This is a genomic window from Bradyrhizobium sp. CAR08, assembly GCF_052871955.1.
Window position 1 is genome coordinate 35,482 of the sequence record NZ_JBIXJX010000012.1, and the last position, 25,087, is coordinate 60,568.

Annotated in this window: 21 protein-coding genes; 10 read left to right on the plus strand and 11 right to left on the minus strand. The window is 59.0% G+C overall.

Annotated elements, in window-relative coordinates; translation table 11 throughout:
* Positions 1-1,106 precede the first annotated feature (1,106 nt).
* The 3 genes from ACIPUD_RS24310 to ACIPUD_RS24320 form a co-directional block, all read right to left on the minus strand.
* Positions 1,107-2,231 (minus strand): OpgC domain-containing protein, encoded by a 1,125-nt coding sequence (locus tag ACIPUD_RS24310; protein ID WP_446481765.1) that lies wholly within the window; start codon positions 2,229-2,231, stop codon positions 1,107-1,109.
* A 509-nt stretch (positions 2,232-2,740) separates the two neighbouring features.
* Entirely contained in the window at positions 2,741-3,178 is a 438-nt protein-coding gene (locus ACIPUD_RS24315; RefSeq protein WP_085383470.1) for a hypothetical protein, read from the minus strand.
* Between the two features lie 852 nt (positions 3,179-4,030).
* The gene (locus ACIPUD_RS24320; RefSeq protein WP_085349974.1) at positions 4,031-4,438 is read right to left on the minus strand and encodes a hypothetical protein; all 408 of its coding nucleotides are present in this window, start codon (positions 4,436-4,438) and stop codon (positions 4,031-4,033) included.
* 608 nt (positions 4,439-5,046) lie between these two features.
* Between ACIPUD_RS24320 and ACIPUD_RS24325 the strand changes: the two genes are divergently transcribed.
* The gene (locus ACIPUD_RS24325) at positions 5,047-5,316 is read left to right on the plus strand and encodes a cyclase (RefSeq protein ID WP_026233982.1); all 270 of its coding nucleotides are present in this window, start codon (positions 5,047-5,049) and stop codon (positions 5,314-5,316) included.
* A 233-nt stretch (positions 5,317-5,549) separates the two neighbouring features.
* Positions 5,550-5,981 carry a hypothetical protein gene (locus ACIPUD_RS24330; protein WP_446481695.1) on the plus strand — a complete coding sequence of 144 codons (432 nt, stop codon included), beginning with the start codon at positions 5,550-5,552 and terminating at the stop codon, positions 5,979-5,981.
* Positions 5,982-6,095: 114 nt separating this feature from the next.
* Here the strand turns inward: ACIPUD_RS24330 and ACIPUD_RS24335 are convergent, their stop codons facing one another.
* On the minus strand, positions 6,096-6,929 hold the full coding sequence (locus tag ACIPUD_RS24335) for a Crp/Fnr family transcriptional regulator (protein WP_204514099.1): 834 nt from the start codon (positions 6,927-6,929) through the stop codon (positions 6,096-6,098).
* 1,397 nt (positions 6,930-8,326) lie between these two features.
* Between ACIPUD_RS24335 and ACIPUD_RS24340 the strand changes: the two genes are divergently transcribed.
* Positions 8,327-8,542: a hypothetical protein gene (locus tag ACIPUD_RS24340; protein ID WP_018458866.1), complete on the plus strand. Its 216-nt coding sequence runs from the start codon at positions 8,327-8,329 to the stop codon at positions 8,540-8,542.
* A 190-nt stretch (positions 8,543-8,732) separates the two neighbouring features.
* Here the strand turns inward: ACIPUD_RS24340 and ACIPUD_RS24345 are convergent, their stop codons facing one another.
* Positions 8,733-9,107 carry a hypothetical protein gene (locus tag ACIPUD_RS24345; RefSeq protein ID WP_446481696.1) on the minus strand — a complete coding sequence of 125 codons (375 nt, stop codon included), beginning with the start codon at positions 9,105-9,107 and terminating at the stop codon, positions 8,733-8,735.
* Positions 9,108-10,052: 945 nt separating this feature from the next.
* Between ACIPUD_RS24345 and ACIPUD_RS24350 the strand changes: the two genes are divergently transcribed.
* Entirely contained in the window at positions 10,053-10,316 is a 264-nt protein-coding gene (locus ACIPUD_RS24350) for a hypothetical protein (protein ID WP_018458864.1), read from the plus strand.
* 102 nt (positions 10,317-10,418) lie between these two features.
* Here ACIPUD_RS24350 and ACIPUD_RS24355 read toward each other — a convergent pair whose 3' ends face one another.
* Positions 10,419-11,156 (minus strand): metallophosphoesterase family protein, encoded by a 738-nt coding sequence (locus ACIPUD_RS24355; RefSeq protein ID WP_026233678.1) that lies wholly within the window; start codon positions 11,154-11,156, stop codon positions 10,419-10,421.
* Positions 11,157-11,748: 592 nt separating this feature from the next.
* Between ACIPUD_RS24355 and ACIPUD_RS24360 the strand changes: the two genes are divergently transcribed.
* A complete protein-coding gene (locus tag ACIPUD_RS24360) occupies positions 11,749-13,179 on the plus strand; it encodes an undecaprenyl-phosphate glucose phosphotransferase (RefSeq protein WP_018458862.1) in 1,431 nt (476 codons plus the stop codon).
* A 37-nt stretch (positions 13,180-13,216) separates the two neighbouring features.
* On the opposite strand, the gene ACIPUD_RS24365 is transcribed toward ACIPUD_RS24360, so the two are convergent.
* The 4 genes from ACIPUD_RS24365 to ACIPUD_RS24380 form a co-directional block, all read right to left on the minus strand.
* Positions 13,217-13,510 carry a hypothetical protein gene (locus ACIPUD_RS24365; protein WP_204513783.1) on the minus strand — a complete coding sequence of 98 codons (294 nt, stop codon included), beginning with the start codon at positions 13,508-13,510 and terminating at the stop codon, positions 13,217-13,219.
* Between the two features lie 519 nt (positions 13,511-14,029).
* Positions 14,030-16,261 carry an AAA family ATPase gene (locus ACIPUD_RS24370; RefSeq protein WP_446481697.1) on the minus strand — a complete coding sequence of 744 codons (2,232 nt, stop codon included), beginning with the start codon at positions 16,259-16,261 and terminating at the stop codon, positions 14,030-14,032.
* Between the two features lie 28 nt (positions 16,262-16,289).
* Positions 16,290-16,850: a hypothetical protein gene (locus ACIPUD_RS24375; RefSeq protein ID WP_231188831.1), complete on the minus strand. Its 561-nt coding sequence runs from the start codon at positions 16,848-16,850 to the stop codon at positions 16,290-16,292.
* Between the two features lie 114 nt (positions 16,851-16,964).
* Complete coding sequence (locus ACIPUD_RS24380; RefSeq protein ID WP_446481698.1) at positions 16,965-17,147, minus strand: hypothetical protein; 183 nt, start codon at positions 17,145-17,147, stop codon at positions 16,965-16,967.
* 281 nt (positions 17,148-17,428) lie between these two features.
* Between ACIPUD_RS24380 and ACIPUD_RS24385 the strand changes: the two genes are divergently transcribed.
* From ACIPUD_RS24385 to ACIPUD_RS24400, 4 genes are read left to right on the plus strand one after another with little or no spacing between them, the layout of a single operon-like run.
* Complete coding sequence (locus ACIPUD_RS24385) at positions 17,429-18,640, plus strand: acyltransferase family protein (RefSeq protein WP_240543140.1); 1,212 nt, start codon at positions 17,429-17,431, stop codon at positions 18,638-18,640.
* Positions 18,641-18,647: 7 nt separating this feature from the next.
* Positions 18,648-19,991, plus strand: a complete 1,344-nt coding sequence (locus ACIPUD_RS24390; protein WP_018458856.1) for a hypothetical protein — start codon at positions 18,648-18,650, stop codon at positions 19,989-19,991.
* A gap of 8 nt (positions 19,992-19,999) precedes the next feature.
* Positions 20,000-21,106 (plus strand): acyltransferase family protein, encoded by a 1,107-nt coding sequence (locus tag ACIPUD_RS24395; protein ID WP_085349972.1) that lies wholly within the window; start codon positions 20,000-20,002, stop codon positions 21,104-21,106.
* Positions 21,103-22,197, plus strand: a complete 1,095-nt coding sequence (locus ACIPUD_RS24400) for an acyltransferase family protein (RefSeq protein WP_446481699.1) — start codon at positions 21,103-21,105, stop codon at positions 22,195-22,197. Before ACIPUD_RS24395 ends, ACIPUD_RS24400 begins: the two co-directional genes overlap by 4 nt.
* Before the next feature lie 22 nt (positions 22,198-22,219).
* Here the strand turns inward: ACIPUD_RS24400 and ACIPUD_RS24405 are convergent, their stop codons facing one another.
* Positions 22,220-23,377 (minus strand): glycosyltransferase family 4 protein, encoded by a 1,158-nt coding sequence (locus ACIPUD_RS24405; protein WP_085349970.1) that lies wholly within the window; start codon positions 23,375-23,377, stop codon positions 22,220-22,222.
* A gap of 235 nt (positions 23,378-23,612) precedes the next feature.
* On the opposite strand from ACIPUD_RS24405, the gene ACIPUD_RS24410 reads away from it, so the two are divergent.
* Positions 23,613-25,070, plus strand: coding sequence for a lipopolysaccharide biosynthesis protein (locus ACIPUD_RS24410; protein ID WP_085349969.1), 1,458 nt, complete (start codon positions 23,613-23,615; stop codon positions 25,068-25,070).
* Positions 25,071-25,087 lie beyond the last annotated feature (17 nt).

Here is a 25,087-nt window from a genome sequence, read left to right on the forward strand (position 1 = left end):
CTGAAGCTCTGTCAGTTGAGATCTTAGAAACCAAACGCGTTCGTGCAGAACTGTCATGCGGTTGTGCCCCTGACCAGGCCTACTCATCAGCGCGCCTTACTATGACTATTTAAAAACCGCCATTGTCAGGCCGGAGGACGTAAAATCACTCAGTTCAATTAATAGTAGCTCAGGTTCGCTGAAAGTGCTGTGAAATACCTCATTATCGTGGAAAAGACGTGTCCTGAGCGGTTTCATTTGCTTGTGAGGTGGGTACCAACGTCGGCGGATGAACCACGCGATCCGGTTTAATTTTAATGAGACAAAATACTGCTTGTTAGCCTAGGCGGTGCAGATCAACGTGCAGATATTGCCGTTTTCCGGGCTCGGCGGGATCGGAAAACTGACTCTGTAGAGGTGCAATCGCGATCGCTGCGATGGCTCGATTGGAAGTTACCTCTTCATTGGAGAATCTCGCCATGGTCGAACGTCGAGCAATGGAGCGGATACCGATCAACCGGGCGGCGCGGCTGTCGTATGAGTGGGACCCATCCGTGCGTGGTGCGCGACATCAGCGCCCTGGGAACCTGCATCTCCACGCCGTACTACATATTCGCCAGCGAATTTGCGCTATCGTTCGACGAACATTCCGAAACTTTCACCTGCCGCCTCATGTGGAGGAAGGAGACACTTTGCGGGGTGTGCTTCCTCCTGCGCCGCAGCTCGCCGAAATTGGCGAATGACGTGGTGCGGCTTGACCACCAATGATGTGCTGCCGACTCTGAGCATCCTTAAGCTCATGTGTCGACATAATTCCTCCCGTGCGCTGAGAGGCGATCGGGCGGCCGTTTTGGGCGACAAAGTCGAGCCCCTCCACAAGGTCCGCTGATTGAGGGATGGCAGACCAGATCAACTCACGTTCAGTTCTTCGCGTTTTGACCCGAAGCGGTCATGTTGCGATTTTGGGAGGAAGCATCTCAACGTTCGCATCACGCTGCAAATCGTGTCACCGCGTGAAGTTCGCAGCTTGATCGCCTCCCGGATGAGAAGACGTGGAGGCTGGCCGTTGGCAGCCTTCTCCGAATTTTGCCTGCTCGCCTCTCTGGCCAACAAGTTTCCTCAAGTCTTCAAATCAATCGTGGCTGCTTGGGTTTGATCCTGATTGAGTTCAGCAGCGTTGCGGCGGCGATCATCAGCAGGATGCCGGCGAGGCTGAGCGCGATCTGCATCGCAAGACCATTCCAGATGTCGGCCAGCGCTATTTGGCTGGCGAGCGCCAGCAGAACACCGAGACAATAGATTGCCAGCGAATTCTCCCCACAGCGGATCGCTGCGCGCATCAGCGGCATCGGCAGTCCTCGCCAATCGCGGGGTACGAGCCATACCGCCAAAATCGCAAGCGCTAAAAAATGCAGCAACCGCAAGGGAGCGAGATCCGATTTGTCGACTTGGTAAACCACACTGGCGAGCGCTTGTGGGACCAGATCTTCCAGGGTCGTGAGCCACCAACTCAATGCGACGATCAGGCTAAAAGTCAGATAGAGAACTGCAAGTACAAGCGCGATGCGACAGGTCATCCAGGGCCAGACTCCCTTGCCCGCAATGACACACCAGGCGCCGAGCACAACCAGCAGCTGCCAAGCCAGCGGGTTGAAGAACCACACGTTGTTGGGCCAGGCCGGGACGGTCCAGCCGAAGACGTGTACCAGCGCATAAAGCAAGAACGACGCGCCGAGTGTCACGTTCGGCACTCGCAACAGCAACCACAATAGTGGTGCAAACAAAAGATGATAAACCACGAAAATCGGCAAGACGTCGGTATTGACCGGACGGTATTGCAGGATCGCCGCATGCGCGAGCGCCGCACCCGGATGTTCCAGCAAAAGGCGCGTGTTGCTCTCGTCGGCGATCCGGCCACCGCCGGTTAGGTAGACCATGATGGCGCAAGCTATAGTGAGCAATAGAAATGCAGCATAAATGTCCCAGCTTCGCCACAGCGTACGGGTGATGACGCCGGGCCAGCCATCGCGCGAATGTGCGCTGCCGTAAGCCAGTGCGCAGGTCACACCCGAGACGAACATGAATACTTCCGCGCTATCACTGAAGCCGTAGTTCCGCAGCGTCAGCCAGCTTCCGATGTTGTTGGGGAAATGATTCAAAAAGATGCACCAGAGCGCGAGGCCGCGGCAAGCATCGATGCGTAGGTCGCGGCCTGGCCCTTTCGGCTCCGGCAGCTGGCCCGCCAATGGCATCGCAGGCGCCGCGAGCAACTCGGGTTCGGGCTGCGGATGCAGTCCGCGCAACGCGTTTCGCTCGATCTCCGCCAGCGTCCGGCGAATGTCAATGTTCAGCGCAGTCCGATGCTTGTCGAGATGGGCCGGCGCGTCACTAACGGGATACGATCGCATCGGCTCCCGGGCGTCGGACAGATCGATCGAACTGATCGCCACCATCTCGACGAAAGAGCTGCGCGGCGGCGGCGCAGGCACCATCATCATGGTGGCGACGGACCGAAAGGACGGAAATGATAATCCTTCCATTCCTTCCATTAATTCTTCGTCGGTAATCACTTCATAGGAGCCAGCCGGTAGTATCCGCTCGAAGCTTGTGATCCGAAATGGGTGCTCGAACTCCACCGTTTCACGTCGTGATCGGGTAATCGTCATGATCATCCTCGCATGTTGGCGAGGACGCGCCGGGACAGCGGATAACAGCTGGCATAAAGAGGCGATCTCGCGGGTGCTGACGCTCAATGACGGGGCTATTCAGCACCTCGGGCGAAAGCGATTCCACTGCAAACCGAAACCGGAAACTCCGCCTCAGAGCCATGCGCGTCCGGATTAATTGTTATCGAATATTCGCTGCCGTCCCGGCAGCCAATGCGCCAAGCATCGACCCCAGATTCGGTGCCGCCTTGATACATGGTCCGAACAACAGCTCCACAGGCCTGCTTTCTATTCTTCAAAACGGACGTCCAGAAAGCGAGATGCTTAGCCTGATCCAGTGCAAGTATCCTCATCGACCTTTTGTTAGCGGCGTGGGCCATTCTGAAAGGCTCGGCAGCTACGACCTCGGGTGGCATGGCTGTTGTTGCAGTGGCAGCCGCCCTTCTAAAATGCAGATCGGCATCCAGAACAAACCATAGGACGGTGAAGCTCGCGACAGCCACCAGAGAGAGAATAGGCGATCGCTTCATCATGTCTCTCCCTCCCAGAGATCGAGACATTGCGGCCATCGCGGCGTCGCGAGGCCCGAGAAACCTAACGAAATATGGTACGTCGTGAACGGCGCTGATCGCTGCAACCGCCCAGGAACTGAGCCCTACCTTTCGATGAGCAGTGGCACAGCGGGGAGTGCAGCAGCGGCAGCGGGTTCAAGCAGCGACACTGACCTGTCGCGAAAAAAAGATGTCAAGGTGGGGCTGACTGATACCGTTTAAAGCCGCGTCGGCTCGGCTCGAACCTTGCGTGTCACTGCGTGCCGAGCGGCGAGCCTGGCAGCGCACTAGATGTCCGATTCGGGCACACGTTTACCTAGTCGACTGGAAGAGCATGATCTGATCAACGGCAAACACAACTCACGATTTATGAACGCGCGGAGGTTTCACACAACCGCTGAGGCATAGAAGGGCAACGGCGCGCGAGACGGACTCAGATCGCATGACGCGCAGCGCGAGATAAATGTCTCTTCCTGGGCCCAAAGCCGACCTGTCGGGAGCAGGCCGGTCGAGGACCGCTTGTGACCCCAATTCAGACATCGGCCTCCCTCTCCCTCTCTCTCTCTCTCTCTCTCTCTCTCTCTCTCTCTCTCTCTCTCTTCATGTTGCAGTAGTCTTGAATTGAGACGCCCCGACCAATTGTCGCGGCGCTCGTCGATTTCATATCGTCCGCCAACTAGCCCTTAGACGTTTGTCTCGCGTCGGTTGGCGCAGCGACATATCTAGAGTTCGGCGCAACCAGGAAGTCACGTCAGAGGGCAAACCGACCCGATCGGTGCGCCGTCGCGTGCGCCATTCCCAACTACAATCGTTTTTTTTGCGAAGAAACGCACCTTAAGCCTTTAGGTCCGTGATCCGCATAATCGCGACCACGTTCCCATCATTGAACGCCTGCTCCTTTGTGTCCTTGTTGCAGGTCCAGACAAAATTCTTCTTGCCGGTAAAGGTCTTTTCGTCCTGCTCAAGCCGAAGCTCTCCTTCGGTGATATGGCAGACCATGGCATTCATCATCGGGGGCCCCATGGTCTTCGATCCCGGCTGCATGATGATGTCGCGCATTGAGACGGTCTTAAAACCCGGGATCAGCGATGGTGTCTCGCCATCATACTCACGCACCACCACACCTGGCCACGGAGTTGTGTCCTTGTAGCCCGTCGTTTGAGCGGCGGCGGGCTTTATCATGGCCGCCGATGCCGCTGCCAACCCGAATGTCAATGCAGACCTTCGATCGATCTTGCTCATCGCTTTTCTCCCTGGGTTACTTGCAACAAGCCGCCGCAAAAGCTGCGCGCGTGTGGAATGTGAAATCGTGGTGTGAAACCGAAAAGGGGGGCGGTCTCTTAGGGTAGCGTACCTGCCGACAGCGCTAGTACTGCTCGTTCGGCCCGAACGGTGACTTCGGCACATCCCGCTTCAAGGGCGACCACATTCTACGAGAACGGACGCGCCCTAGAAATGGGTGTTTCGCCCAAAAGGCATAATGCCTCAGTTTGCTTAGGCCTGAAGTTCGGACCCGGCGTCAGCAACTTCACACTGCGACCAACTGAATACGCAAGTCAGTGTCACTGACTGGTCCTGTGGCGGGTCGCAGTAAGTGTGCGGCCACGACCTATTGGCGTCGAGTGCGGAGGCGATGATGCTGCTCCCGCAAGACCGCCCGGAGCTAGCCCATCAGCGAAGTGGCAGCACGCCTCAGTTTTATCGGACAAAGGGCAAGGGTCCGATGCCATCAGTGCAACCCGGAAATGAAATAGCTCCAAGCGGTGGCCGGTATTATACTGGTGCTACTGGAAGTGCTGTTTCAAGCGTTCGTGGAAAGATTGCTACGACCAGTCTGGGAGGAACATCTGATGACGACTATGTTTGTTAGACACACGGTTTCCGACTACAAGACCTGGCGGAAAGTTTACGACGATTTTGCTTCGGTTCAGAAGACGAAGGGCGTAACAGCCGAGGCTGTCTACCGAGCAGTCGAAAATCCCAATGACATCACAGTAACTCACGAGTTTGCCACGATTGAAGCTGCGCAAGCCTTCGCGGAGAGTGCTGAATTGAAGAATGCCATGCAGAATGCGGGAGTAGCGAAAGCTCCAACGATTTGGTTTACCAAAAAGGCGTGAAGTATCGATCCCGGCCAAGTGCCGGCTGTGGTGGTACCATGTCGCCTGTTGGCCCATTGAGACATGCCGAAGCGGTCTGACGATATCCGTTCACAGGGGTAGACCGGTAGAGAACGGCACGCGGCCAAAGTGACGCGATTGACCCTGGCTGTGTAAAAACGCAAAGATCGAAACGCGACGAGAATGACATTCTGGCTTTGCGGGCCCGCCGCCCTAGAATTGCGGCGATCAGGATGGGCGAAATGCAGTATGTTTGCGACACGCCGAAGGGTAAGACCTGGTTCCGTATCGAAACGGAAGGTGAAGCGGTGCAAGAGTCGCGCCTGATGCGCCACACAGTCGAGAAATATTTCTGCCGCGAGCGAGAGAAGGCAGTCCAATCCTGGCGTCCGGAGCAGCCCAACGCGATCGAGCGCGACATCGGCCTCGAGGCCCATGTACAGCGAGAGATGCCGCTTTTCCTCACGTTGCGTGACACGGAGGGTAATCCACTGGCTACAGCGATGCTGCCACCGGGTGGCAAGGATCGCGGCGGGTTCCGGATCATCATCGTTGCCGCATGCAATGCCGATCCTTATCCTGAGCAGGATGCGGCCATCGCTGCGCTAGGAGCGCATTTCGGTCTCACACTCGATCGCCACCGCTGCTTCCCCTACGGCCGCTAAGGAGCCTGACAAGTATCGCTGCTTGGAGCGAAGTCGGCTCATGTGCCGTTGCGGACCTGCGCCGGCCTGCTACCTAATGGCAGCTTCTGACCGAAGGCGGCTATCGCATGGTCTCTATTTCTGCGAAACGGCTCTGGATTCACCACTCGCTCCGCCGGACGAGACGATGGCGCTTTCCCGGAACGGCGCACGGGTAGGCTGGGGCGCCGACAATTCCTGGCAATACATCCGATCGATCTTGCGCTGCATGAGCGCATAGCAGTCGCATACAACGCGCTCGAGCCGCACCCGGTCGATCTCGATAAACCCGCGCCGGTCGGAGGGGACGGCGCCGGCCGCGCGCAGCTTGCTCATCGTCAGAGTCACTGTCGTCCGCCGCACCCCAAGCAATTGCGCAAGCGCCTCCTGCGTCACCGGAAGGAGGTCATCGGGAACGCGGTCGTGAAGCTGCAGAAGCCACCGCGCCATGCGGCCATCCACCCGGTGCAGCGCGTTGCAAGCGGCTACGTGCTGGAGTTGCAATAACACCGCGCGGGCGTGGAGCTGAACGACATTCCTGATGGCTGCGCTTTGCGCATAGGCATCCCGAAATTTGGCGGCGGAAATCAATGATGCTGTGCCAGCGATGCGTGCAATCGCGGTCACGGATGAAAGCGATGGGCCGAGTACGGAGAAAGAGGCCAAAGCGCCTTCCCGTCCCATCAAGGTGGTTGCGACCGTTTGCCCGTCCGGCATATCGAGCATGAAGGCGATTGCGCCGCTATGGGGAAAATAGACCGGGTCCATCTCATCGCCCGAGCGCACCAGAACCGCATCTGGCTCAAACGAGATCTTCTGGAAGTAGGGCGTGAGCAAGCTGAGATCCGCTGGCGGCAGCGCTGCCAGTAGCCGATTCCCGATGCCAGTGCGGTTGACGGTCCCGATGCTTTCTTGTGAAAGAGCCCCCACTGAACGGCCGCGTCCATCTATTTCATTCACTAGGATTATCCGAATTATGAGTTGCCGAAAGGCAACTATCCAAACAGAGCCATTAGTCGAGATCAAGCACGGACATTTGCGGAGACGCTGCCGGCGTCTCGCCGCGCAAGCAGGATCTTGCATACATCATACTATTCACGCCCGTTGTGCGACTCGGCGAGCGGGGCCCTGCGGGATGATCAACCGGTGATGGTTCCGGCAGCGCTTGCTCTTGGCTTCCTAGCTGACGTCTTCGGCGGTGTGGGGCGTGCACGTCTTTTGGCCCGGCGCTTCCGTTGACACGGTGCAATTATCCGTCGGTCGATTGGGGGAAAGCCGGAAATTTGCCGCCGTCCGCCAGAGCGACGCTTTTGCCCTCAACGGACATGCGGGCGTTGTCCGTCAGGAGGCCCCAGGCCAGCACGCTTAGGTCTGCCGAAAGTGCGGACATAACGCGGCCAGCTGCTTAATGAGTACACAGCCTAGGAGGGCCCTGCTGCCAGTTAAATTCGGCGACTGTTCGGGATTCCTCGCCGTGCGCAGACGCCGCCCCTGCACTGGCGGTGATCCACAGGCGATGCTTGCGCTATTCGCGCCACGGCATGCGGCACGGATCCGTAGCCCGCACATCGCCTGTTTCGTCCAGCCGTATGCACGCAAATTCCCTGTTCGCTAGCGATAAATTCCCTGTTCGGATTTGGCGGATCGCGCCCCGGATGCACTGAATTTCGAGGCAAATGTTCGCATTTTCATGGGATAGCGGCCTCACCGCAGGCGCGCTTCCCTGTAAAATTCCCTGTTCGCAGGGAATTCGGACCGCGGCAGCGAAGGAACTTCCTGCGTCTGTCGTGATTGCTGTTCAAGCGCAGGGAGACGCATCCATGATCCGCAAACCTCTGTTCGTTGTCCTTGCCTGCATAGCATTCTCGTCGACAGCGTTCGCCCAAGGCGGCGGTGGCGGCTCGGGTGGGGGAGCCGGCGGCGGCGCGGGTTCGGCGGCAAGCTCTGGTGCTGGGACAGGCACCTCGTCGAGCAGCGCGACCTCGGGCCCCTCGGCTCCTTCCGGCATAGGGACTCAAGGCACCACCACCGGCGCTAACGTGAACACGAGCAGCCCCAACCCCAGCCAGAACAATCCGAACGTCCAACCCCCAACCGCGAACGGAAAGACGCCGGCCGCCGCGCAAGCCGAGCGTAACTCCGGGGTTGGTCATTCAGCTAATGGTTTGCCGATCGGAAGCCCCGGATCAGGCACCAGCAACGAAGATCAGAAATAGGGCGATCTATTCATCAGCTCTCACCGAAAGGCCCACCGTTGTGGGCCTTTTCCTTCGAGCTATGGCTCCGAATAGATCGGACAGCCTGCGGCCAGTGTGTTAAGGCCGGGGATGAAAAAATTGATTTTGGCGATGCTGCTCATCGCGACGCCGGCCTTGGCGCAGCCCGAACCGCTAGCCCCGAAGGCCCCATTAACCGATCGCGAACGGGTTCAGGCCGATCGTGCGCAGGCCGCCACGCAGGAGAAGGACGCCCCGACCGCGCGGCCGTGGGACAGGGGCGCGGATGGCAAGCGGCCCTGGGACCGGGGTGCGCAGGCGAAGTAGCAGCGTTCCCGACGGGACCTCGAAAGCTTGCCGGCAATCGGCAGCAGCCTTCCGTGAGGATCCTTCCGCGACGGAACTGAGTTTAGGCGGCACGGGCTGGGGCTGCCTCAATTTCTCCATCGAGCCGTCCAGTGCAGCGACAGCGCTCCGGCTCCGCTTCCTCGCCAGTCGGCACGGCCCTATCTGACGGTCACTTCCACAGCGATGATCGAGGATCCGCGCTGCCTGCGGTTTTTCGCCTGACACCGCAATTCGAAAACCGGTCAGTCCCTGGACGTGAGGGGGCTTGGTAGCGAAATGACGGGCCGACGATCGTCACATGACCGGCACTGGGCGCCTCTGCCAGTTTAACTTCATCCAGAAGCTGAGTTCTGCCGCGCAGGCCTTGCAGGCATTCCGTGCCGGCTGGGATTGAAACAACCCAATACACGGTGTCGGAAAGCAGTACGAAGCGCTCGGGCCGCAAGGCGCATTCACCTGCGGCCGCAGCATGCGCTTGCAGCCAGTATCCCGCGAAAAAACATAGGCTTGCCGCCGCTGTTTTGGGCCTCATGCTGCCGCCCATGCGGTGATCATGGTTGGATCGGCCAGGCAAGCTCAAACAAAATCGCCGCCACCGGCTGCCCGGTGTTGCGGCGATTCATGGGTGAACGCGGCTGGTCGCTAAACGCTGTGCCGTTCACCGAGCGTACCAATACCCCCACCAGCGTTGCGACACAGGTCGGGCCTCCGCCTTGAGCGCGGCGACTTCCTCGACAGAGCGAAGGTTGGGGCCATAGATCGCAGGCGGGTAGACATCATCCCAAAACACGTAACCGGTTCGGAGGTGGGCCGACCGATGATGCGCAGGAGCAAGCGCGAGCTCCGCGGCAGAAGCTGCGGTCGTTATCAAAGCAAGGCCAAGAACAGAAAGAGCAATGGATGGAGCAAGGGTGCGGAAGTTCATTGGATCAATCCCTCTCGAAATGGGCGAGAAATAATGCGACGGCCTCTAAAAGGTTGCAAGCGCATCGTTCCATAGAATGGCTGCGAAATCCAGCTCTTCAGGTGCGCGAATCCAGCTGGACTGTTCGGACAGAACAGATTTGAAGGTGACCATCCGTGTCGGTGCGTCCGGCCAAAAGATCGCGCTATCAGACAACTCAGATGCTGCTGCTCAGGACACGATCACGCGTGGGCAATCTTTTGGCAGCAGGAGAGCCACCAAGATCATCAGGAATCATGATGTCGACACACTGCTCACTCTTGATGAGCACTGCACTATTCAGGGACGACTCCTATGGCTTCTGCATTTGTCTTCGCCTTGATCTTCTGCGCCGGCGTCATGTCGGTCTATGCGCTGCGTCCCCGGCGGTCGCAACGAACGACGACGAACGAACCCTCCGGTACCTCGCGCAGAACAGCCCGATCGACTCCCAGCTCGGCATTCGGGCGCGTCCGACGTGCCTTTTAGGCCTCGTCCAGCGTGCGAGCGACACCTTTGTTCTCACGACCATAGGCGACACAGAACATGACCCAGCCGATGAGGGACGCACCGCGACGGTACATCGTGGACGGTACAGGACAGCGTGTCCTTTTCGGTTTGACGATCGCGGAAACCATCGAGTTCGAGACGTTGGACAAGCCCGACGCGCCCCTCGGCCCTGGCCTTCGCTTCGATCAGAACAAGCCGGGACAACGATGGCTGGAGCTCTACGCCAAGCATGAGCGGGCCTGGCGCAACTGGATGGCCGACACGCGGGCTGGAGGGGAAATGCCACTCGTGCTCAACTAGGTGATGCTCTTAGCTCGTGACCGCCGAGGCATTCCATTGGCTTCAGGAACAATCTTCCCGACGAATCGGGAGACATTCCCAGGCTAGTCATATCCTGGGCAGTCATACCGCGAGCATCCGGCTGCCTTGTATGCTCATGAGAGTTAGATTGCCCGTCGCGTAGGCGCCCGTATCGATGTTGACCCGGTTTGCCAGAACTTCGGCGGTGCGCACCGGCGTGTGACCATGAACGATATATTTGCCGAACTGCTCCTCACTCTGAAGGAACTCTTCGCGAATCCAAAGCAGGTCGCTTTCGCTTTGCTCGGCCAAGGGGACACCCGGGCGAACGCCGGCGTGGACGAAGAAAAAATCTCCACAGGTAAAGCTAAGCCGTAGTTCGTCCAGGAACTCCAGATGCTCACCCGGCATTGCGCGGATCAAATCGCGCATGATCGACGCTGGGTCGTCGCGCTTCAGGTCTGGCGGCGCGAGTCCATAGGACATGAGTGTCTGGGCGCCACCGATGCGAAGCCAATCTTCAAACAACGAAGGGTCTTCGAAAACCCTCACTAAAAATGCCTCGTGGTTTCCCTTGAGAAAAATCGAGTTTCCCCGCCGGCTTCGTTCGACCAAGAGGTCAAGCGTGGCGCGCGTGTCCGGGCCGCGATCGACATAGTCGCCCATGAACACCTCGATCGCATAGCGTGGCCGACTGTGGGCCAAGTCGGCGTCGATGACCCGCAGCATGGGCTGCAGCAAATGCGAGCAGCCATGAATATCCGAGATCGCGTAAATTCGGACGCCATCCGGCAGTTGCGGCCTATGAATCGGCGGGTGTGATTGGGCAAAAGATGTCATGGCGCGCACACTCGGTGAGGTGGTGGGGACAGTTTCGCCAAGTCGGTCCGCGGCCGGACCTTATTGAAGGGTGTCGCCTCTCAGACAGCCCGATTGCGCCGAAGGAAAGGAGGGTATTCGCTTGCTTAGCTTGTCGGCGCGCGCTGAGCAAATCAGGCAACTCTGCCGTGGGCTGCATCGCGCCCGGCAGCGGGAAGATGCCTGCCTCGCTGAAGACAGCTGGGCGGATACAGCTCTGGATCGTAATTCATCGGACTTCTACTAATCGAATCACATCGGTTGCGGAGTCACTCAATGTGGGCAACAGGCGCATCAAAGATGAGCTGCTATCGCTTCACGCAGGCGCCCCAGCGAATTCGACGCGGAACCTGATTCAAAATAGGGCAGCGAGTTTCGATCGTGTGTCAGCACTGTGACGCAGGTCTTCCGCGCCCATGACCTCTCAACAAAACGCGATGCATTCATGCATCGCAAAAGTTTCGCGTGCAGCGCCACAATATCGCTGTGATCACTTCACAGTTTGCGTTCGGGGAAGTGACGGATCTTCAGCATCACGGATCAGCGTCAAGCATTCTCGATAGCAGAGGTTCGAATGGCTGTTGCAACTTATGGTTCTGAAGGCGCTGGTGCACTGTCGTCAACGCGCGGCACGGCTCTTCAGCGGCCTTTTCAGATCGTCATCATCGCTGCCGACCTGCTGCTGATCCTGCTCAGTTATGGTGCAGGGGCGGCGCTCTACAATGTTGCGCTTGCCTCCACTGGCGACGGCGCGTCGATGGGGGCAGGATTGATTGTCGGCGTTGTGTTCGTCGCGGTCGCATATTCCCAGGACGTCTACGCCACGCACCGCTTGCTGAATCTGGTCTGGCAGCTGCGCAAGGCCGTCTTCATCTGGTTGGCGTCGCTGACGATCCTCGCTATGGCGGCATTTCTGCTCAAATCCACGGACAATCTGTCTCGCGGCACAGTGATCATTTTTGCTGCAATCGGAGGCGCCGGATTGATCAGTCTGCGCTTTGTCTGGCAGTTCGTACTCGCGACAAACTATGCCAGAAGCCGCTTGGTCGATCGCAAGGTGATCCTGTTGAGCCTGAAGCCGCTCGATTTCACCTCAAGCCGCTTCAAGGATTTGCGCAGAAACGGTTTCGACGTCATGCGTCATTTCGTGCTTGGGATCGACAGCGGCGACGGCCATTGGGAGCGACAGATTCGCGATGTCATTCGGCAATCGCGCCAGGCGGACGTCGATGAATATCTTCTAGCGATCGATTGGAACGAATTGCCGATGCTCCGAAAGATCGGGCCCTTCCTGCGCGCGGTGCCCCAACCGGTACGCCTTCTGCCGGATGATTCAATCGCCGACCTCGTGTCGCGCCCATTCCTGCCAGTCAGCGGGACCGTAGCGGTCGAGATTCAGCGGCCGCCGCTCAGTGTTTTCGAGCGTTTCCAAAAGCGCTGTCTTGATGTAGGGGTGGCCTTGTTGGCGCTCGTCATACTTGCACCGCTGCTGCTGACAGTGGCCGTTCTGATCAAGCTCGGATCGCCGGGAGCTGCCATCTTCCGCCAGTCGCGCCGAGGGTTCAACGGCAAGCCGTTCGAGATATGGAAATTTCGGACCATGACGGTCTGCGAGGACGGCCAGACGATTACCCAGGCCACCAAACGGGATGCTCGGGTCACCAAGATCGGGCGTTTCCTTCGCATGACAAGCATCGACGAGTTGCCGCAGCTTTGGAATGTCTTGCGCGGCGACATGTCCCTGGTCGGGCCGCGCCCGCATGCGCTCGCCCATGACAATTACTACGATGAACTCATCAGCAAATACGTCTACCGCCACCACATGAAGCCGGGCCTGACAGGCTGGGCTCAGGTCAACGGCTTCCGGGGGGAAACCCCGACGATCGACCTGATGGAAAAAAGGGTTGAATATGACGTCTGGTACGTCAGCAATTGGAGTATCTGGCTGGATCTGAAGATCATGGCGCGTACGGCCTCGACGGTGCTGTTCCAGGAGGCCTATTAGTAGGAGCCGCCTAGGGGGCGGCGGCACTTATCGGCCGTCAGCTTCCGTTGCCGGGGGTCTTCTTGAAGAGACGAAGGACGGCGTCCCGTAGCGCAAGCATTGGCGGCACAAGGACGAAGAACGCTCCCATGGCGACTGAGGCAACGACGTGACGAAGCGAAAAAGGCTCGTCATGCTCGAGCTCTCGGCGATTCGGATCGAGCGGGGCAGGCGCGAGAGTGGTCGCCAGCGGTCGGGATTCCCGGCGGGCCTTACGCGGGGGAACCACGATCAACACGAAAAGAATATTGAGCAACACCCAGATGCTCAGGACAATAAGAGCAATCACCATCCGAACCTGCCGAAAAAATGCGAAGAGTATGAGCGCACGTTAGCCCCCTGAACCTCGGAAGGAAAGGTGCTCAAAGATTCGGCAGTCCAGGTTGCGGTCACGATCAACAGCCCTTCGTGCCGGGGGCAGGTTTGTGCAGGCAACACGTCACTATCTACTATCTTTCGTCCGGATCGCCGTCGTCAATCCATGCCTTGGGCTATGGCAGAGATCGGCATTTGTGGATTCCGGATGAATACGGGGATTGGGCGCGTATCGGAGCCCGACGATAGGGTCACTTGGCGGGTTGGTTCCGACGTCGTCGCGGCCCCGGAACTCAAATAGAGCCCCGCTGACGCATCTTCGCCCCGCCTGGCGTCCCGCCCCACGGCTGCGAACTTCCGACGGCCCGTTTCGGTCGGCTCCTGCAGACGATGGGACCGAAAAGTGGGTCCCTGCAGTCTCTTCGGAAGGCTCCGCGGCGGCCGTCAGCAGGTCGGGGCCTGCGCTAGGGGCGCAGCCGCGGACTGCCCCCTCGCTCTAGGAATGTTCGACGTAATAGCTGTTGCGGTGCTTACCCTTATACGCCTCGATGCGTCCAAGCATCTTCGGGTTGGCGCGATTGAGGACAGCACCCAGCAGCTTCTTCTGAAGGATCTCCGACCCCGAAATTGATTCTTGAAGCGCAGCTCGCGTGGTTGCTCCCCATTCGATCACATAGACCATTGCATCGATGAGGACGCTGAACGCTTTTGAGTCCGCCACCGGCATCACAGGCGCAAGATCGATAATGATATATTCGTAGTGTTCCCGGACCATCGCGAGCAGGTCGGCCATTGGCCTCGATGCGATGACGTCGGCCGAATTGACCATGCGCGAAGCAACGATGGACGGCAGGAAATCGAGACCGGTCTCCTTGCTTCGTTGCACGTGATAGCTGAAGCCCGTGGGATCACTGAGGGCCTCGACCAGTCCGCTGTTGGCGTTCGGCGCGAGTTCCCGTGTGAGTGAGCGCGTATGCAGGTCGCCGTCGATGAGGATGGTGCGGTGACCTGTCATGGCAATCAACTGAGCGAAATTGGCCGCGACTGTCGTTTTTCCTTCCTTTGGCAGCGACGATACAATGCCGATGACCTTGATCTCTCGGGTCATGCGCGCAACGTCGATTGAGACCTTGATGTTGCGCAACGTTTCCGCAAACCGCGAGAACGGATGATCGACGACATAGCGGGATAGTCCCGCTTCGTCGGCTTTCGCGGATGCCGAAAGCAACGCGCGCGTCTTTGTCGGCGGGCGAATATCTGGGAGAACGCCAAGACACTTCACGCCGAGTTCGTCCTCGACCTCTCCGGGGGTCCGCAAGACGTCGTTGAGGAGCTCGCGCGCAAAGGCGGCGCCGAAGCCGAGGCAGAGGCCGCCGACCAAGCCTCCCACCAGGGCCAAAACCGTCCGCGGCGAGCTTTTGCGATCAGGCTTGGTCGCGGTGCTGATCAGGCGTGCCTCGCTGAGCGGGAAGCTCTGATTTTGGGTGGCGCTTTGCAGCTTCTCCAGGAAGTTGTTGTAGAGATTGCGATAGGTGTCGGCCGCGCTTTCGAGATCGCGCAGCTTGACTTCTGCCTGGCCGGTGTGACCCGCCTGGGCGACCAGCTCTTTCACGTTCTTATCGAGAGAAGCCTCTCGGCTTTTTGCGATCTCGTAGTCGCTGCGATAAGCGTCCCCAATCCGATGAAGCTCATCGGCGATATTCTTGCGCAGTTCCTCCATCTTGTTGGCCAAATTGACCGCTGCAAGATGGGTCTTGCCGTAACGCCTTGACCAATCGGCATATTGGGCCTGTAAATCGAGGTACTGGGCGCGCAGGCGCGTAATGACCGAGTTGTTAAGGGCGTCCGTCACGGTGGGTTGGGCGAGGTCTTGGTCGGAAATCGCTTCGATCCGATCGAGGCGCGCCTTGGCTTCGGCCGTGGCCGCCCGCGCCTGAACCAGCTGTGTATTCAAGTCCGACAATTGCTGCTCGGACATGAGGCCGCGGCTGGTTCCGACGATATTGTGCTCTGCCTTGAAGGTTTGCACCGCGCGGTCGCTGGCCGTCGCCTGCTCGCTGAGCTCGACGCTCCGCTGCTGGAGCCATTCGGTCGCCCGTTTAGTGGACTGGTATTTTGCTTCCAGTGCACCCACGATGTAGGCATCGGCGATCGCATTTACGATCTTGACTGCCTTGTCCGGGCTGTGTGCGCGATAATTGAGCGACAAGACGTATGTGGTCAGGACGCGCTCAACCCTCAGACTCTTTTGAATCGATTCGACCACGGCATGTTCGATCCGCTCCTGTGTGGGCGGTTCGCCGGATTCGAACACTGACATGATCTTGCCGGTAACGACGGCGAGAAGTCCTGGATTGGATCCGTTGAATTCCGGATCCTCGGTGAGCCGCAGGCGGCGAACGATTGACAGGATAAGATCGTCAGAATTGATGACTTCGACCTGGCTGTCGACATAGCCAGTGTCGATCAGAGCGCTGTTGGTCCCGCTGTCCTTGTCCAGAACCTGGGTTTGCCGGGTGTCCATCATGATACGGGCGTTTGCCGTATACATCGGCTTTGCCAGAACCAGATAGACGACGACCAGAGCCAGCGAAGCGCCAACTGCCGCAGCGATCAGCGGCCATTGCCGACGAAGGACATCAGTGACACGGTCAAAGCTGAGGACCGCGCCGCCAAACTCGATGCCAAACCGGTGTCCCGATTGGAAGTGTTCTCTAGGCTGATACATCTGAAATTCGCTGCCTTAATGGTCAGGATCAATTCGGGAGGGGAACAGGTTTGAATGGATTGGCCAGTTTGGTCTTCCATTCGCCTTCCAACAGCGCTCCGCCCCGAGGCTGCGTCGGCTTGTTGTCTCTCGGCTGCAATTGGGCGCTGGAGCCATCTTCTCCCGCCGCGGAATAGCCCGCCTGCACGGCGAGGTCACCGACTCGCTGCGTGAAATCCCTAATCTTGCGCGCAGCGTCCGGTTTCGTTGACGTGCACAGCGCTTCTGCGAGCCGCAGCGCCGCGCCGATGGTCGAGCGGTCGGGGGAAGCCGATTCGGAAATGAGCGTCTGCACCGACGGCAACACCGATGGATTGGTCGCGATATATGAAGAAAGGCGAGCCCTCAGCTTCTCTTTGTCGTTGCGTAGCCGTTCCAGAAGCGAAGACGGCGCCTTCACGAAGGCGTCGAGTTCGGTTTGTGAGGCGCGGTCCGAGAATCCGACGCATTGAGCGCGGGTCGGACCGACGCCCGATGCGATCAGAGCAAATCCCGTCAAGATGATGGGTTGCCATCTCGGCTTCGTACGACGCGTCACTTCGCAGCTCATCCGTGTCCCTTCGTCGTTGCTGCAAACCAGTACACGCGAAGAGTGGCAGCCAACTGTGTCAATTTTTGTGCGATGCAAAAGCGGGTTTCATTCGGTCGCGCTTGCCATCGATTGCTACATCAGTGCCTTACCTTTCGTCGGTTGTGCAAGTACGATTTGCAATGCCTGCGAGATCGGCACAATGGCGCCTGCGATTTTTGCAGTTTGAAGATTTATGAGGCGGTCGCAAAAAAGCTTGTCGCGAAATTGACACACGAAAATTTTCCAGCGAGCAGCGCGTGGATACGCCTGGATCAAGAAACATCTTCTGTACAGGCTAAATCGCAACACCGCCGGGTTTCGCGCATACTTTGTTCGCAAATGCTCGCGACCATGCCCCGGCGAGTCAGTTCGTTCGTCCCGATGCTCCTCGATCAGCAAAAATGGCGCAAAGTTGTCGCGCGCATGTTCGAATGACAGAGAGCGTTGAATTTATCGCCGGTCGTCATGCGTCATACGCGAATCCTCAATCGTGACGATTGAAAGCACGCAAAGACCTGATACAGACTGCTGCGGTGCAACAGCTACGGAATGTCGATGTGACGGAGTTGGTTCATCGTGAGAAAGCGCATGTCCTGCCGCTCGACAGCATCCGGGGTATCGCCGCGACATCTGTGGTGATCCACCATCTCCTGCTGATGCCGACCTTTCTCGCGGCATTCCCACACAATGCGTGGATCAATTGCTCGTTCTTCAGAAGCGCGTGGCTATTGGTCGACTTGTTCTTCGTTCTCAGTGGCATCGTGATGTCGTTGAGCTACGTCGAGGGCGACTTCGGACGCTTCTCGCTGCGCGAATTCATGGTGCGGCGTTTGGCGCGGGTCTATCCGCTTCACATCGTCATGCTGATCGCAAACCTGCTGTTCCGCCTCCTGCGTATCGGCTTGGTCGCCACAGGCGTCGTGGTTGCCGCGCCAGCCGCCTTCGAGGTGAACAACGCCTATTCCTTCCTGCTCAACGTCTTTCTCCTGCATTCGATGGGACTGATCGACTATCTCAGCTGGAACGCTCCGAGCTGGAGCATAAGTGTCGAATTCTACACCTACCTGGTGTTCGGCCTGATCGTCCTGCTGGCCCAGCGCATGCGTTCGCTGTCGTGGTTCTACGCCGTCTCCGGGCTCGTCGCGGTCGCAAGTCTTGTCGTGATCGTCTTCGTGCTCGACAAGAGGAGTCTGGGACTCCAGACCGATTTCGGCATTCTTCGCTGTTTTGTGAGCTTCTTCCTCGGTGTCTTGACCGTCAGGATCGTTCGTCGGCTGCCAGGCAAGCCGAGCCCTGCCGTGCAGGGAGGGCTGCAGTTGATCGCCATGATTGCCAGTATCGTCCTGGTCAGCCTCGCAGAGACCAATCCGGCGACCACCTTCCTGGCGCCGCTTGTTTTCGCAGCCTTCCTTGGCACGCTGCTGGCGTTTCCGGATGCGTTGCTGGTGCCGAAGATTCTGGTGGCGCGGCCGCTGGTGTGGCTGGGGCGCAGATCCTACTCCATCTATATGGTGCATGCGCTCGTGGTGCTCTTCGCGGAGTACTTCGTGCGGGCACTTGGGCCACGGCCGATCGCGGCGCTCGATTCGATCTGGACGGGGCTGCCGGCGACGCTGAATCTCGTGATCTCCCTGGCCGCTGTGCTGGTAGTTTCGAACTTCAGCTATCTCTACATCGAGAGTCTTGGCGGTAAGCTGCTTCGGAATGCCCTTGGAAGCCGGCCCGATTTTTCGCCATCTCCGGCGCCATCGGCGCGGCTGACGAATTGAGGCGAGCATGACGGCCCTTGCGCTGCAGCGCCCGCAGATCACGCTGGTCAGCCTCAACATCGAGGCGATCGCGCTCGGGGTTTATCTGGTCCGAGACGCCTTCGGCGGCGTGATCCGCTACTACACCAGCATCTTTCATCTGGACACGCTCTGGTACCTGCCCGACGGCGTCGCGCTGCTGTGTCTGGCCCAGTTCTTCGTGCATTGCATTTTGCGCAATCGCAGCACCCTGGCGCTCCTGGTGTTCGCGCAGATCATGCTGTCGCTGGTGCTCGGCTACTTCATGATGGGCACTGCGACCGCCGCGATCTCGGCTTTCAAGATGATGCTGCCGGTGTTTGTCGGATTCTGTTTCTGCGATTCGAGCCTGGGTTCCTACCGAAAGCTGCTGTCGATCATCGCCGTGACCTTCTATCTCTCCGTCATCGGCGTGTTGTTGACCAAGTTCTACCTCATGCCCTGGGTCGGCTACAAATATGAATCCTTTGGCGCCGTGCGTGAGGCGGGCCGGCTATGGTGGGCCTATGGCGGTGACGATCAGCGCCTGATGGGCTTTGCCGCCGACAATACCATGGCCGCATTCTTCATCCTCGTGTCGTTTGCGATCACGTCGATCCGCAAGAGCACGCTCTGGTGCCTTCTGTACGGCTCCCTGGCGGTTTACGTCATTCGTCTGACCACCAGCAAGACGACCATGATCGTTCTCGTGCTGTACCTGGTGCTGCTGGTGATCGTGCGAATGCTGCCGGAGAAGTCGCGTTTCCCCGCGATCCGCGCGATCGCGTTGTGGTCGTTCGCTGCGATCCTCGTTCCGTTCTTCATGATCGTGGTCGCATCGGGCACCGCAGCAGTGCCGCACTCGACCTTGTTCAGCATTCTCGACCGCATCAATAACAGCTGGCAGCTGCCGTTCGTCTACATGAGCCAGCTGATGCCGATCGGTCTGGTAACCGGCTGCGGCGCGGGTTGCTTCAACTATCCGCAGAAGCTTTTCTCGCCGCTCGCGGCGTACTGGGTACCGGTCGACAACTTCTACATCGGAACATACCTGATGTTCGGGCTTCCGTTCGTCGCATTCATGGTGATGGTGTTCCGCGCCAACTTCGGAGCGACCGACGTCTACAAGCTGACGCTGCTCTTCGTGGTCAACCTGTTTACCATCACCGTCCTGAACTACGGTCCAGCATCAGGGCTCCTGATCATCGCATTGAGCTTCAGCGAAGTATTCTCCCGGCGGGCGACCTCCGCACGGGCAGCCGATACCGTTCCGATAGAATTGCCGCGGCCGATCCGCTCATTGGAGGGTCTCGGCGTAGATATGCCAGGGACGGCAGCGCGTGGGAGCAGATGAGACAAACGATGCATAGACGGCTTGCATTCATCGATACGCTGCGCGGCATTGCCGTGTTGGCGGTGCTGTTCCAGCACGTGTTCGAGGTGATCGTCCAGAAGCACCCCACCGGCGCGTATTACTGGGTCTTCCACGATGCGATCGGCTACTACATGAACTTCGGCCGGTTCGGAGTCGTGCTGTTCTTCTTCGTCAGCGGATTCGTCATCCCGTTCAGTTTTCCGGACAGTGCTACTCCTGTGCGCGATTTCACGATCAGCCGCTTCTTTCGGCTCTACCCGGCGTACTGGACGTCGATGGTGATCGGGCTCGTCACGATGCAGGTGCTGGAGGCCAATGCCTACCCGTTGTCGCAGGTCATCGCGAACGTGACGATGCTGCAGACTTTCGTGAACATCCCGAACCTCTGGATCTTCTACTGGACGTTGGCGATCGAGCTCCTGTTCTATGTCGGATGCACCATTCTTTTCGCGATGGGATTGCTGAACCGGCGCTTTACTGCAGTTGCGATTGTCATTGCTGCGGCGCTGGTCGGGACCGCCGCAGCACTTCTGATCGAAAGCAGGACGGTGTCGTCGCTGATGGAGGTTGGGCTGAACCTTTCGGCGATGTTCCTGGGCAAGGTCATCCGCGACACCGTCATCGGCGGAAAGCTGCGATGGCCGCACGTCGCCGTTTGTACGGTGTTCTATGCGATCTTCGCCATCACGCTGGCGGAGAGGCGGTTCGGCGGCGTCTATCAGGAGAACTTCTTCTACAGCTATTCGATCGGGTCGGCTTATGTCTGCGCAGCGCTCGTCTTCATCGCGTTTGCGGCGTTCGGTGAGAGGATGGCCTGGCGCCCGATGGCGTTCGTGGGAACCATCAGCTATTCCGTCTATTTGATGTCGCCGTTCGTGATCGTCTGGATCCATCGCCTCGTCTGGCTCGGTGATGGACCGCTGGGATGGGCCGCTTTCGCCGCGCTGGTCGCAGCATTGTCAATTCTGGTCAGCTGGTCGACATATGCGTTCATCGAGAAGCCCAGCATCTCGTTCGGCCAAAGGTTCCGGTCGAAGCGCAGGAGGGCGGTCGTTCTCGAGCCGGCGCTCAGCGCGCAAGGGGCAGCTGAGTGATCGAAAAAACGCGCCAGCCGAATGCCGGATACGACGGATCTTTCGTTCCCTCCGTCCAGGGACTTCGTGGCATTGCGGCGCTGAGCGTGCTGATGGATCACTTCTACGACATGCCAAAGGGAGGCGTGTACGACATTCCGGATCCGGGCTTCCTGCCGCCGCTCTGGCTCTGGCTGCAATCGGTGATCAATGTCGGCGGCCACGGTGTCGAGCTGTTTTTCATGATCAGCGGCTTCCTGATCCCGGCCAGTCTGGTGCGGCACGGCTCGCTGCCAAGGTTCTTCCTCGACCGTGTCCTGCGCATCATGCCGGTGTTCGTCGTGCTGCATCTCGCGCTGTTCGTGATTGGCCCGATCGTGGGCTACAAATTCTTCCGCGGGATCGATCTGACCGGTTATCTCGCGATCTTCACGGCCAATCTGTTCTTCGTGCAGGACGCTCTCGGCTTGCCCATCGCTCAGCAGAATGCCTGGACCTTGACTTACGAATGGGCGTTCTACATCTGGTTCGCGCTGACATTCTCGGTGTGGCGCATCGGAGGGAGAATGCTGGCGGCGCCCCTGATCTTGCTGGGCGTGGCCTGTCTCCTGCATTGGCCGATCACGGCGTTCTTCTGCATTGGCATGCTTCTCAGCGCCACGGGTTGGCGCATCTCCATTCCGGGACCTCTTGGCTTGATGGCGGGCCTGACGTGCGGGGTCGCCATGTACGCGAGCCTGGTGCTGTTTCACCCGTTCGTAGGTCTTATTCCGGGCCTTTTGCTGTTCGCCATGGTGCTGGCCCCGGACTCCGGTCTCGCCAGGGCGCTCAGCACGCCGGCCCTGCAGTATGTCGGCAAGATAAGTTACAGCCTTTATCTCGTGCACCCGTTCGTCCTGTTTCCGTTACAGGTGATCGGGCTCAAGCTCGTCGCTGTCGGTGTCGACCGCTGGCTGCTGTGGGCAGCATTCATCGTGCTGGGATCGTTGATGTCGCTGGTTGCAAGCGCGATCACCTACGAGCTGATCGAGGTGAGGCTGAGACGATTGTTGGATGGCGCGGTCCGCGGCGTGTTCTTTCGGTCATTGAGCAAGATGGAACAGTCCGCCTAGAAGATCGCAATATAAGTCACGATCAGCTCACGGTACGGCCGGCAAGCTTGCGGTAGGATGGCAACAGGCCATCGGCGATGCGATCCCAGTTCAACTGGCCCGCCGCTGTCTGCCGTGCACCGTCGGTCAATGTCGCGGTAAGCGATTTCGAGGTCAGGACGCGTTCGAGCGCATCGGCCAAGGCGGCAGCATTACCAGGCGGGACCAGAAGCCCGTTCACGCCGTCTGTCACGACGTCAGGAATGCCACCGGTGGCGCTGGCGACGACGGGACGGGAATTCCCGTAAGCAGACGCCAGCACGCCGCTCTGCGTCGCATCCTTATAGGGCAGGGCGACCACGGTCGCAGACTGAAATAATTGTCCCGTATCCTCGGGCGAGATATAGGCATCGATCGTTTTGACCGTCGGCATGGCCTCCATGCGCGCGCCGAGCCGCGTCATCTCGGGACCGCGGCCCGCGACGATCGCTTCGTGCGCCACGCCGCGCCGGTCCAGCAGGTCGATCGCATCGATGAAGATGTCCAACCCCTTGTAAGCCCACATCCGCCCAAAAAACAGGATTCGTGCAGATTCGGGTTCGATGGCCGCGGCGCGCGTCGGGGGCACCATGAGCACGCCGTGCATGCTGGAGACGATTTCTCCATTAAAGTCCGGCGACGCATGGCGGAAATCTGCAATGCAGCTCTCGCCGTGCGTCGTGACGACTGACGCTGCCGCGCGCATGCGCGCGCGCCAGCCGTCCTCGCGCGGAGAGGTGCCCGAGCCGCCTTCCGAATGAGGAATTGCGTCGTGAACGGTCAGCACCAGCGGGATTCCAAGCGGACGCAGGAACTGGATCAGCTTGGATGTGTAGACTTCCGGAACTTCGTGACAATGAACCACGTCTGGACGAAACGAAATTATGTCCATGAATGAAGCTGGAATGCCGATGGCGCCGGCGCGGCGCAGGCTCAAATCGCGGATCCTTGTGTTGAAGGGTGTCGTCACCGCGATATCGGCCAGTTCCCACTGCTGGTTCGCATCCTTGCGGTTGAGGACGAGGCGAACATCGCAATGGCGCGCCAAGCCCGACGCGAGCCGGTAGGAATATTCTGCAAAATGCGGCGCGTAGATCGCCACGCGCAAGCGCCTGGAGTTGCGATTGAAGGCGGTGGTAGGCGAATTCATCAAGGCATCCATTTTGCATCACATCGCTGAGCCGGTTGGAGTGTAGTCCACGATTTGAACTCACTTCCACGCTAAATCGGATGATAGATGGTGCTCATCTGATTGCCATAACGTCGTCGTACTGCTGCGCGATTGCTGCCGCCATCGGGACGGAGTGGAAAAGGGCGATGTCACGCGCGGTCATCGATTCCCTGTTTGTCTAGCGGGCGATTGTGATTGGATCTGTCGGAATTGGGTCGATTTTTTGATGAACGTCACTCCGGGCAAACAACATCAGGTTGTGGTCGCGTTGTTGTGGTCGCTGGCGCAGAACTGGGGCGGCCGTGCGCTGTCATTTGTTCTGTTCTTGATATTGGCGCGGCTGCTCAATCCTGCGGATTTCGGTCTTGCCGCGCTGGTTGGCTTCATCCTGCTGCTCCTGAGCTCCATTTCCGAATTCGGGTTCGGTGACGCGTTGATCCAGCGACGCACGCTCGAGCCTGCGGACGTGACACTGCCATTTTTCTGCTCACTGGCGGCATCGGTCCTCCTTGCCGTTCTCATCGCCCTGCTGGCGACCGATATCGAGCGTTGGCTCGACGTGAAGGGACTTGCGCCGCTCTTGACGGCTGCGAGCCTCTCGCTTCCGATCGGTACCGCCACGCTGTTCCAGGAGGCGCTCTACAAGCGCCAGATGGATTTTCGTGTGCTTGCGCTCAGGACCATGGTGGCGACCGCGATCTCCGGAGTGGTCGGGATCGCCTGTGCCTATGCCGGGTTCGGTGCCCTCAGTCTCGTGATCCAGGTGGTCGTTCAGAGTGCGGTCAGCGGCCTGTGGCTCTGGAGCCAGCCCAGATGGCTCCCGATGCGCGGCTACGATCTGAAGAGCTTGCGCGAACTCTCCGGCTACAGCATCCACGTCGTGTCGAACAGGCTGCTGGACTTCGCCATCGTGCGTACGATCGACATGATCATCCTGTCGCTTTATGGCGTCGCGGCCTTGGGCATCTATACGGTGGGCGCGCGAGTCTACATCATCCTGATGCAGTTGCTGACACAGGCCGTCATGGACGTCGCGCTGAGCGCACTGTCCAAGATCGCGCATGAGCGTCACCGTATTGCCGACGCCTATTTGCGAAGCGTCAGCCTCGGAGCACTGATTGGCTCTCCGGTCTTTGTGCTCCTGGCGGCGATCGCGCCGGAGTTCTCCCTGCTGCTGTTCGGCTCAAAATGGGCCGGCAGCGAAGCAGTGATGAGGCCGCTGATGCTCATCGGCGCGATTCAGACGGTGCAGTTCGTGAACAGCGCCTATTTTGGCGCCATGGGCAAGCCCAACTACGTCTTCCTGCTGAACATTCTCAAATTCGCCACGGTGGTCCCCGCCATGTTCCTGCTGCCGTCGCACGACATTGGTCAGCTGGCCACCATCTTCGCTGTCGCGCAGCTCGTGGTGACGCCCGTGACGTTCGCGCTGGCGCTCAGGCTGCTGGGCCTGAGCTGGAACCAGTTTCTGCGGCCCGTCGCAGGCTGTCTTTGCGCCATCCTTCTGGCTTATGGCGCAGTTGCGCTATGCCGCGAAGCGACCCCGGACATGAATCCCTATTTGCGGATAGGACTGCTCTCGACATGTTTCGGGGCGACCTATCTGATGAGCATCTTGCTGTTCTGGCGAAAGCAGCTGTTCTCCCTGATCGCTTTCGTCGTGAAGCGTGGTGCGACCGCCTGATGAAGACGAGGAAGACG

Bases quoted from the DNA above. Each gene is read 5' to 3' on its own strand.
- ACIPUD_RS24310 (WP_446481765.1), bottom strand. From the start codon at position 2,231: ATGCCATTGGCGGGCCAGCTGCCGGAGCCGAAAGGGCCAGGCCGCGAC.
- ACIPUD_RS24315 (WP_085383470.1), bottom strand. From the start codon at position 3,178: ATGATGAAGCGATCGCCTATTCTCTCTCTGGTGGCTGTCGCGAGCTTC.
- ACIPUD_RS24320 (WP_085349974.1), bottom strand. From the start codon at position 4,438: ATGAGCAAGATCGATCGAAGGTCTGCATTGACATTCGGGTTGGCAGCG.
- ACIPUD_RS24325 (WP_026233982.1), top strand. From the start codon at position 5,047: ATGACGACTATGTTTGTTAGACACACGGTTTCCGACTACAAGACCTGG.
- ACIPUD_RS24330 (WP_446481695.1), top strand. From the start codon at position 5,550: ATGGGCGAAATGCAGTATGTTTGCGACACGCCGAAGGGTAAGACCTGG.
- ACIPUD_RS24340 (WP_018458866.1), top strand. From the start codon at position 8,327: ATGAAAAAATTGATTTTGGCGATGCTGCTCATCGCGACGCCGGCCTTG.
- ACIPUD_RS24345 (WP_446481696.1), bottom strand. From the start codon at position 9,107: ATGGGCGGCAGCATGAGGCCCAAAACAGCGGCGGCAAGCCTATGTTTT.
- ACIPUD_RS24350 (WP_018458864.1), top strand. From the start codon at position 10,053: ATGACCCAGCCGATGAGGGACGCACCGCGACGGTACATCGTGGACGGT.
- ACIPUD_RS24355 (WP_026233678.1), bottom strand. From the start codon at position 11,156: ATGACATCTTTTGCCCAATCACACCCGCCGATTCATAGGCCGCAACTG.
- ACIPUD_RS24360 (WP_018458862.1), top strand. From the start codon at position 11,749: ATGGCTGTTGCAACTTATGGTTCTGAAGGCGCTGGTGCACTGTCGTCA.
- ACIPUD_RS24365 (WP_204513783.1), bottom strand. From the start codon at position 13,510: ATGGTGATTGCTCTTATTGTCCTGAGCATCTGGGTGTTGCTCAATATT.
- ACIPUD_RS24370 (WP_446481697.1), bottom strand. From the start codon at position 16,261: ATGTATCAGCCTAGAGAACACTTCCAATCGGGACACCGGTTTGGCATC.
- ACIPUD_RS24375 (WP_231188831.1), bottom strand. From the start codon at position 16,850: ATGAGCTGCGAAGTGACGCGTCGTACGAAGCCGAGATGGCAACCCATC.
- ACIPUD_RS24390 (WP_018458856.1), top strand. From the start codon at position 18,648: ATGACGGCCCTTGCGCTGCAGCGCCCGCAGATCACGCTGGTCAGCCTC.
- ACIPUD_RS24395 (WP_085349972.1), top strand. From the start codon at position 20,000: ATGCATAGACGGCTTGCATTCATCGATACGCTGCGCGGCATTGCCGTG.
- ACIPUD_RS24405 (WP_085349970.1), bottom strand. From the start codon at position 23,377: ATGGATGCCTTGATGAATTCGCCTACCACCGCCTTCAATCGCAACTCC.
- ACIPUD_RS24410 (WP_085349969.1), top strand. From the start codon at position 23,613: ATGAACGTCACTCCGGGCAAACAACATCAGGTTGTGGTCGCGTTGTTG.